The following is a 9,038-nucleotide window of genomic DNA, read 5'->3' as shown; positions in this document are numbered from 1 at the left end:
GGCAGATTCAGCAGAATCGCGCCGATTGCGCCGCCGTACTGGGATCCGTAAAAGATGCCGGCCAGCATCAGCAATGCCGGCACGGCATGCATCGTGTAGGTCAACGGCAACAGCATCGCGATCGTCGGCGCGCTCGGCGGATAGTCCCAGTTCGACGTCGGCAGCGTGCCGTCGCGCTCCGCCTGAATCAGGTCGGCGACCACGTCGGCGCGGGTGAGCGCATGGTCGGCGGTTTGCGCGAATGCGGCGACGGGTGCGCTCAGTGCGCAGGAAAGCAGGACTGCACGAATCAGGTTGTTCATGACGTTCACCTCTCGAGATGGCGTGTTCGCGTCCGCAGATCAGGCCGGACATCCGCTCCGCATCGATGCGATGAGGAGTGGTGTCCATTCTGCGATTCGCGCGCTTTCCGGAAGGTGAGGCTTCGATTACGGTCTTGTCATCAGGTCGCGGCCCGGCCGCACGGCCGTGTCTGTCAGCGCGCAACCGTTTCCGGGTTCCGCACGCTGCCGAGAAACCGCGTCAATTCCACCGTCTGCGGACGCTCGAAGATCTCGTCGGCCGTCCCGCTCTCCCACACGCGTCCCTGGTGCATGAACACGATCCTGTCGCTCACCGCCCGCGCGAAATTCATCTCGTGGGTGACCATGATCAGCGTCATGTCCTCGCGCGCGAGTTGCTCGATCACGCCCAGCACCTCGCCGACGAGCTCGGGATCGAGCGCCGACGTGATTTCGTCGCACAGCAGCACGCTCGGCTTCATCGCAAGCGCACGCGCGATCGCGACGCGCTGCTGCTGGCCGCCCGACAGGTGTTCCGGAAACGCGTCGAACTTGTCGCCGAGGCCGACGCGCTCGAGCATCAGCTCCGCGATCGCGCGCGCCTGCTGGCGGTGCGACTTCTTCACCACCGACTGCGCGAGCATCACGTTCTGTCCGGCGCTCAGGTGCGGAAACAGGTTGTATTGCTGGAACACCATGCCGACCTTCAGCCGCAGCGCACGCAAGTCCGCATGCCGCGCATCGACGCGTTCGCCGTCGACCGAGATCGTGCCCGCGTCGATGCTCTCGAGCCCGTTGAGCGTGCGCAGCAGCGTGCTCTTGCCCGAGCCGCTGCGGCCGATGATCGACACGACCTGCCCGCGCTCGACGGCTAGGTCGATGCCCTTGAGCACATGATGGGTGCCGAAGTTCTTTTCGAGACCTCGGGTTTCAACGAGCGGCATGCCATCTCCTTTGCAACGTGCGCGCATAACGGGTAAGCGGATAGCAGAGCGCGAAATAGATCAGCGCGACGAGGCCATACACGACGAACGGCCGGAACGTCGCGTTCGAGATCGCGATACCGACCTTCGTCAGCTCGGTGAAGCCGATGATCGACACGAGCGCCGTATCCTTCACCGCCTGCACGCCGAAGCCGACCGTCGGCGCGATCGCGATGCGCGCGGCCTGCGGCAGGATCACGTGACGCAACTGCTCGACATAGCTCATCGCCAGGCTGGCCGACGCCTCCCACTGCCCTTTCGGCACCGCCTCGACGCAGCCGCGCCAGATCTCCGCCAGATAGGCGCTGGTGAAGAACGTGAGCCCCGCCGTGGCCGCGACCCACGGCGGCACGTCGAGCCCGACGAGCGGCAGGCCGAAGAACACGATGAACAGTTGCATCAGCAACGGCGTGCCCTGGAACACTTCGATATAGAGCTTCGCGATGCCGCGCAGCACCGTCGAACCCGACACGCGCATCACGAGCAGCCCGAGGCCGACGAGGCCGCCGGATACGAACGACACGATCGACAGCACGATCGTCCAGCGCGCGGCCAGCAGCAGGTTCGCGAGAATCTGCCCGAACGTGAAATCGGTCATCGCGCACCTCGCATGCGGCGGGAGAACAGGCGGCGGCCCATCGCGCCGAGCGTGGCCCGCATCAGCAGCGCCATCGCCAGATACGCGAGCGTGATCACGAAGTACGTCTCGAATGCACGGAAATTGCGCGACTGGATGTAGCCGGCCGCATAGGTCAGGTCGGCCACCGAGATCTGCGACACGACCGCCGAACCCAGCATCGTGATCACGATCTGGCTCGACAGCGCGGGAAACACCTTGGCGAGCGCCTGCGGCAGCACGACGTGGCGCAGCATCTGCGCGCGCGACATCGCCAGCGCGGACGCCGCCTCCAGATGCCCTTTCGGCACGGCGGCCACGCCCGCGCGCACGATCTCGACCGAGTACGCGCCGAGATTGAGCGTCATCGCGAGGATCGCGGCCGTGTATTCGTCGATGTGCACGCCGAGCGCCGGCAAGCCGAAGAAGATGAAGAACAGCTGGACGACGAACGGCGTATTGCGAATCGCCTCGACGTACGCGCCGATCAGCGGGCGCAAGCGCACGGCCGCGCGCGCGTCGGCACTGTACGCGGCCGCGCCGAGCACGCCGACGGCCGCGCCGAGCACGGTCGCGACCGCGGTCAGCGCGAGCGTGATCGCCGCGCCGCTCGCGAACACGCCGGCGTAATCGGCGAGTTCGCCGAATTGAAGCTGGTAGCTCATGGGAAGCGGATGAATTCGGGTTCGGACAACGACACGCGCCACGCCGGGCATCCCGGCCGCGGCAACGTGTCAGGCTGCACTGCGATACGTCACAGCCCGGCCGGCAACGGCTGGCCGAGCCACTTGCGCGACAGCTCGCCGAGCGAGCCGTCCTGCTTCGCATGCGCGATCGCATCGTCGATCTTCGCGAGCAGGCGCGGTTCGTTCTTGTTGACGCCGACGAAGCACGGCGAATTCTTGATCACGAACTTGACCTCGGGGCGGCGCGGCGGATTCTTCGCGAGAATCGCCGCCGCGACGATGTTGCCGGCCGCGATCAGTTGCACCTGCCCCGACAGGAACGCCTGGATCGTCGCGTTGTTGTCCTCGAAGCGCTTGATCGTCGCGTTCGGCGCGAGCTGCGACAGCGCGATCTCCTCGAGCGCGCCGCGCGTCGCGCCGACCGTCTTGCCGGTGAGGTCGGCGGGCGCGCTCACCTTCACGTCCGACGGCCCGAACACGCCCTGGAAATACGGCGCGTACGCGCTCGAGAAATCGATGACCTTCTCGCGCTCCGGGGTCTTGCCGAGCGACGAAATCACCATGTCGACCTTGTTGGTCGTCAGGTACGGAATCCGGTTCGCGCTGTTCACGGGCACCAGCTTCAGCTTGACGCCGAGCGCCTTGGCGAGGAGGCCTGCCATGTCGATGTCGTAGCCCTGCGGCTGCATGTCCGTGCCGACCGAACCGAACGGCGGATAGTCCTCGGGCACCGCGACGCGCAGCGTGCCGTTTTTCGCGATGGTGTCGAGCGCATCGGCGTGGGCCGGCGCGGCGGCGAACAGCGCGATCACGGGGGCGGCGAGCAGCGCAGCCAGCCAGGTGCGTCGGGGGAACGGTCGGGTCGTCGGGCTCACGGTGAATCTTCCTTGTCTGGTATGTCGTCGGGCAGCGCGCAACGATTGCGCGGCCGACACCATCCCAGCAAAAACCGGGCCATCGCCGTGAAACGCTGGCCGCATCGGCGCCAGACGGAAATTTCGATACGCCGGATTCCTCATTTCGGTGCATGAGCCGGCGCCGTCGGTAACGGTTGCCCCCGCAGCGCGCGCCGGCGCACCAAATTACCTATCCGGTTCACCCGGCGCCGACACCCTATGCATGGATTCGAACCGGCCCAGTCCAAATTTGCATTCCATTTGTGACCGGAATTACGGCTGAATACGTTCGCGACGTACCGTGCCTTTCGTCACGTCCGACGAATCGCCATCAGGACGGGCGCGCGCGATTGCGCGCGCCGGACCTCCGGTACCGGTGGTCCCGATCGTCCGCGATCGGGATGAATCCCATCCCCTCCCTGCGCGAGGAACCCGTCATGGCATCGATTCCCGACCCGTCGACAACCGGCGAAACCGACAAACGCAGCTGGCTCGAATCGCACGAAGCCGGCTATCACAAGACCCTCGGCAATCGACAGGTGCAGATGATCGCGATCGGCGGGGCCATCGGCACCGGGCTGTTTCTCGGCGCCGGCGCCCGGCTGCAGGCCGCCGGCCCGGCGCTCGCGATCGTCTATCTCGTCTGCGGCGCGTTTTCGTTCCTGATCCTGCGCGCGCTCGGCGAGCTCGTGATGCATCGCCCGAGCAGCGGCAGCTTCGTGTCGTACGCACGCGAATTCCTCGGCGAGAAGGCGTCGTTCGTCGCGGGCTGGATGTACTTCCTGAACTGGGCGATGACCGGCATCGTCGACATCACCGCCGTCGCGCTCTACATGCATTACTGGGCGCCGTTCGCGGCCGTGCCGCAGTGGATCTTCGCGCTCGTCGCGCTGTGCATCGTCGCGACGATGAACCTGATCGGCGTGAAATGGTTCGCGGAAATGGAGTTCTGGTTCGCGCTGATCAAGGTCGCCGCGATCGTGCTGTTTCTCGTGATCGGCGCGGCGATCCTCGGCACGGGCATGCCGGTGGCCGGCCATGGCACCGGCCTGCATCTGATCACCGACAACGGCGGGTTCTTTCCGCACGGACTGATGCCGGCGCTGGTGCTGGTGCAGGGCGTGGTGTTCGCGTTCGCGGGCGTCGAACTGGTCGGCACGGCCGCCGGCGAATGCAAGGATGCGCGCAAGGTGCTGCCGCGCGCGATCAACAACGTGATCTGGCGCATCGCGATTTTCTACGTCGCATCGGTCGTTCTGCTGGTCTGCCTGCTGCCGTGGAGTGCGTACAAGGCGGGCCAGAGCCCGTTCGTCACGTTCTTCGGCGCGCTCGGCGTGCCGGGCATCGGCTCGGTGATGAACCTGGTGGTGCTCACCGCCGCGCTGTCGAGCCTCAATTCCGGCCTGTATTCGACGGGGCGTGTCCTGCGTTCGCTGTCGATGGGCGGCTCGGCCCCCGCGTTCCTCGCGCGGATGAGCGGGCAGTCCGTCCCGTACGCGGGCATTCTGGTGACGGTCGCGATCTACGTGGTCGGCGTGCTGCTCAACTATCTGGTGCCGTCGAGCGTGTTCGAGATCGTGCTGAACATCGCGTCGCTCGGCATCATCAGCACCTGGGGCTTCATCGTCGTGTGCCAGATGAAGTTCCGCGCCGCGGTCAGGCGCGGCGACGTGGACGACGTATCGTTCAGGATGCCCGGCGCGCCCGTGACGTCATGGCTCACGCTGCTGTTCCTGCTCGGCGTGCTGGTGTTGATGGCATTCGACTATCCGAACGGGACCTGGACGATCGCCTCGATCCCGCTGGTCGCGCTGCTGCTCGTGGCCGGCTGGAAGTGGCTGAGCCGTCGCGCGCGCCGCGCGTTGCTCAAGCCGACGATTCCGTCGATCGCGCTCACGCAGAACGTGCTCGAGAACGGCGACGACTGACTCGCTGCGGCATGCGTGCCGTCCGTTGAAGGAACCGCCGTCGGGCCGTGGACGGCGGTCGCCAACCATGCTCAGTGATGGTCGTACAGCGGGTGCTCGTCGAGCGACGCGAGCGATTGCGCATCAGTGTGCTTTGCGGCGACGCTCGGTGCGGCAGCCGATTGCGCTTGCTGCACGGCGACCTTCGCCTCGGCGGCCTGGATGTCCTCGGGATAGTTCGGATCGTTACTGATCGGCCGATAACCGGCCTGTTCGACGCGGACGAGATCGGCGCGCACGTCGGCCCGTGTGAGCGCATGGTCGGTGGTCTGCGCCAATGCGACGATCGGTGCGCTCAGTGCGCAGGAAAGCAGGACTGCACGAATCAGGTTGTTCATGATGTTCACCTCTCAATGATGGCGTGTTCGCGTCCGCAGATCAGGCCGGACATCCGCTCCCCATCGATGTGATGAAGAGTTGGATTCATTCTGCGATTCGCGCGCTTTCCTGAAGGTGAGGCTTCGATTACGGTTTTGTTATCTGAGCGCTCGCGTCCGTCGTGGGCGGGCCGCCCCGGTTCGCCGGACATCGCGCGGGCCCGCGACGCGACGCGCGTGCCCGTCGATCGTCGCGTTCATGCGGGCGCGTCGAGCGGCCGTACTTCCGGAATCATCGCGGCCTGGCCGTGCACGACTCCGTTCGCGTCCATGAGCTGCCACACGGTCGCGCGTTCGATCCAGAACCGCTTGCCGGACTTCGTCACGCGCACGCCGCGGTATTCGGCCACGAAGCCATCGCGCATCACCTTGTCGAGAAACACCTGGCGCTCGTGTCGCTCCATCGGCTCCGCCGACAGACGGGACGGCAACGCCGTCAGTTCATCCCAGTCGTACTCGAAAATCGCCTGCGCGCGCCGGTTGCCGTACACGAACACCGGATCGGCCGCCGTGTCGTGCGCCAGGATGCCGAACGGCGCCGTGTCGTACAGCCACGCGGCGCCGTCGGATGCGCTCATGCCGTCGGGCACGAGCGGCCGGTTCACGAGGCGGTGATACGAGTCGGCAAGAAGGAGGAAGAAGTTTGCATCGGTGCGCAACGACATCGGTCTGGCTCCTGAAATCGGCGAGATACGCGAATGAGCGAAGGTTTGCCGCCGGACATTATGGATGAAGCGGCGCGCCGCCGTCGGCGGCGCGTGTCTGGCCAGCCCGCATCGCGCTGCGCGGCCCGCCGCACGGCCGCTGCCGCCGCGCCGGCGCAGATAACGGTTTCGTAATCTTCGAGTCAGGGTCGGGTCAACGCCGCGCCGGCAGACTGCGTGCTCGTCGCATCGAATGCGCGTCCATTCCCCGCTTCGAGGAGCACCATCATGTGGATCGTCCGGCTGGCGTTACGCAGGCCCTACACGTTCGTCGTACTCGCGCTGCTGATCTTCATCGCGGGGCCGCTCGCGCTGCTGCGCACGCCCACCGACATTTTCCCGAACATCGACATTCCGGTCGTCAGCATCGTCTGGTCGTACAACGGCTTCTCCGCCGAAGACATGGCCAAGCGCATCACGTCGAACTACGAACGCGCGCTCACGTCGGACGTCGACGACATCGAGCACATCGAATCGCAATCGCTGAACGGCGTGTCGGTCGTGAAGATCTTCTTCCACCCGGGCGCCGACATCAATCGCGCGATCGCGGAAGCCTCGAGCAACGCCGCGTCGATCCTGCGCATCCTGCCGCCCGGCACGCTGCCGCCGAACATCATCACGTACAACGCGTCGACGGTGCCGATCCTGCAGCTCGGGCTGTCGAGCAACACGCTCGCCGAGCAGCAGCTGTACGACCTCGGCAACAGCTTCATCCGCACGCAGCTCGCGACCGTCCAGGGCGCGGCCGTGCCGTTGCCGTTCGGCGGCAAGATCCGCCAGATCGTCGTCGATCTCGACACGCGTGCGCTGCAGGCGAAGGGCCTCGCGCCGATCGACGTGGTGAACGCGATCAACGCGCAGAACCTGATCCTGCCCGGCGGCACCGCGAAGATCGGCACGCACGAGTACGACGTGCAGATGAACGGCAGCACGCAGACGGTGGCCGCGCTGAACGACCTGCCGGTGAAGACGATCGGCGGCACGGTCGTCTATGTGCGCGACGTCGCTCACGTACGCGACGGCTACGCGCCGCAGACCAACATCGTGCGGGTGGACGGCAAACGCGCGGCGCTGCTGACCGTCGAGAAAACGGGCAGCGCGTCGACGCTGACGATCATCGACCAGGTGAAGGCGATGCTGCCGAAGATCGCGGCCGGGCTGCCGAAGGCGCTGCACATTTCGCCGCTCGACGACCAGTCGGTATTCGTGAAGGCGGCGGTCCAGGGCGTCGTGCGCGAGGCGCTGATCGCCGCCTGCCTGACCGCGCTGATGATCCTGCTGTTCCTCGGCAGCTGGCGCGCGACGCTGATCATCGCGATCACGATCCCGCTCGCGGTGCTCACGTCGCTGCTCGCACTCGCCGTGCTCGGCCAGACCATCAACATCATGACGCTCGGCGGGCTCGCGCTCGCGGTCGGGATCCTGGTGGACGACGCAACCGTCGCCATCGAGAACATCACGCATCATCTCGAGCTCGGCGCGCCGCTCGAGGAGGCCATTCTGACCGGCGCGGGCGAGATCGCGGTGCCGACCTTCGTGTCGACGCTGTCGATCTGCATCGTGTTCGTGCCGATGTTCCTGCTCACCGGCGTCGCGCGCTACCTGTTCGTGCCGCTGGCCGAAGCGGTGATCTTCGCGATGATCGCGTCGTACTTCTTCTCGCGCACGCTGGTGCCGACGCTCGCGATGGCGCTGATGCGCGCGAAGGGCCACGGCCGGCCGCCGCGCGGCGTGTTCGCCCGCCTCGCGCGCTTCCAGGCCGCGTTCGAACATCGCTTCGAGGCCGTCCGGCTGCGCTATCGCGCGCTGCTCGCCGCGGCGATCGCGCGGCGCCGCCGCTTCGCGGCCGCGTTCCTGCTCGCCTGCGTCGCATCGACCGGCCTGTTCGCGTTCGCCGGCCAGGACTTCTTTCCGTCGGTCGATACCGGCGAGATCCGCCTGCACCTGCGCGCGCCGACCGGCACGCGGATCGAGGAGACCGCACGGCTCACCGACGAAGTGGAAGCGAAGATCCGCGGCGTGATCCCGGCGGACCAGCTCGCGGGCGTGCTCGACAACATCGGCGTGCCGGTGAGCGGGATCAACCTCACGTACGACGCGTCCGATCCGATCGGCACCGGGGACGCCGACGTGCTGATCACGCTGAAGCCGAACCATGCGTCCACGGCCGCGTACGTCGCGACGCTGCGCAATGTGCTCGCGCAGTCGTTCCCCGGCGTGACGTTCGCGTTCCTGCCGGCCGACATCGTCAGCCAGATCCTCAATTTCGGGCTGCCCGCGCCGATCGACATCCAGATCGTCGGCAACAAGCTCGACCAGAACCGCGCGGTCGCGAACACGCTGCTCGCGAAGCTGCGCGGCGTGCGTGGGCTCGTCGACGCGCGCATTCAGCAACCCGGCGACGAACCGGCGATCGACGTGAACGTCGACCGCACGAAGGCGATCCTGGCCGGGCTGCAGCAGCGCGACGTCGCGCAGAACCTGCTGATCGCGCTGTCCGGCAGCTCGATCAGCAGGTTCTGCGCGAA

Annotated in this window: 9 protein-coding genes; 2 read left to right on the top strand and 7 right to left on the bottom strand. The window is 66.5% G+C overall.

Features of this window, described 5'->3' with window-relative positions; translation table 11 throughout:
• The 5 genes from G3N98_RS40060 to G3N98_RS36485 all read right to left on the bottom strand — a co-directional run.
• Nucleotides 1-302 (bottom strand): DUF4148 domain-containing protein (locus tag G3N98_RS40060; protein ID WP_241026238.1); only part of this gene is annotated, 302 nt, incomplete at its 3' end.
• 173 nt (nt 303-475) lie between these two features.
• A complete protein-coding gene (locus G3N98_RS36500) occupies nt 476-1,225 on the bottom strand; it encodes an amino acid ABC transporter ATP-binding protein (RefSeq protein ID WP_089475984.1) in 750 nt (249 codons plus the stop codon).
• Nucleotides 1,212-1,862, bottom strand: a complete 651-nt coding sequence (locus tag G3N98_RS36495) for an amino acid ABC transporter permease (RefSeq protein ID WP_089433577.1) — start codon at nt 1,860-1,862, stop codon at nt 1,212-1,214. Before G3N98_RS36495 ends, G3N98_RS36500 begins: the two co-directional genes overlap by 14 nt.
• A complete protein-coding gene (locus G3N98_RS36490; RefSeq protein WP_175237791.1) occupies nt 1,859-2,545 on the bottom strand; it encodes an amino acid ABC transporter permease in 687 nt (228 codons plus the stop codon). Before G3N98_RS36490 ends, G3N98_RS36495 begins: the two co-directional genes overlap by 4 nt.
• Before the next feature lie 89 nt (nt 2,546-2,634).
• The gene (locus G3N98_RS36485) at nt 2,635-3,441 is read right to left on the bottom strand and encodes a transporter substrate-binding domain-containing protein (protein ID WP_046546696.1); all 807 of its coding nucleotides are present in this window, start codon (nt 3,439-3,441) and stop codon (nt 2,635-2,637) included.
• A gap of 458 nt (nt 3,442-3,899) precedes the next feature.
• Here G3N98_RS36485 and ansP point away from each other — a divergent pair, with 458 nt between their 5' ends.
• Nucleotides 3,900-5,390 carry an L-asparagine permease gene (gene ansP, locus G3N98_RS36480; protein ID WP_206150841.1) on the top strand — a complete coding sequence of 497 codons (1,491 nt, stop codon included), beginning with the start codon at nt 3,900-3,902 and terminating at the stop codon, nt 5,388-5,390.
• 71 nt (nt 5,391-5,461) lie between these two features.
• On the opposite strand, the gene G3N98_RS36475 is transcribed toward ansP, so the two are convergent.
• Together G3N98_RS36475 and G3N98_RS36470 are read right to left on the bottom strand one after the other, a co-directional pair.
• Complete coding sequence (locus G3N98_RS36475; protein ID WP_206150840.1) at nt 5,462-5,767, bottom strand: DUF4148 domain-containing protein; 306 nt, start codon at nt 5,765-5,767, stop codon at nt 5,462-5,464.
• A gap of 236 nt (nt 5,768-6,003) precedes the next feature.
• The gene (locus G3N98_RS36470; protein WP_206150839.1) at nt 6,004-6,471 is read right to left on the bottom strand and encodes an MEKHLA domain-containing protein; all 468 of its coding nucleotides are present in this window, start codon (nt 6,469-6,471) and stop codon (nt 6,004-6,006) included.
• Nucleotides 6,472-6,738: 267 nt separating this feature from the next.
• Here G3N98_RS36470 and G3N98_RS36465 point away from each other — a divergent pair.
• Nucleotides 6,739-9,038 (top strand): efflux RND transporter permease subunit (locus G3N98_RS36465; RefSeq protein ID WP_206150838.1); only part of this gene is annotated, 2,300 nt, incomplete at its 3' end.

The sequence above is a fragment of the Burkholderia sp. Tr-20390 genome, assembly GCF_017104595.1.
GTDB lineage: Bacteria > Pseudomonadota > Gammaproteobacteria > Burkholderiales > Burkholderiaceae > Burkholderia.
Note: the sequence above shows the minus strand (reverse complement) of the source record. Positions and strands in the feature narration are given on the sequence as shown.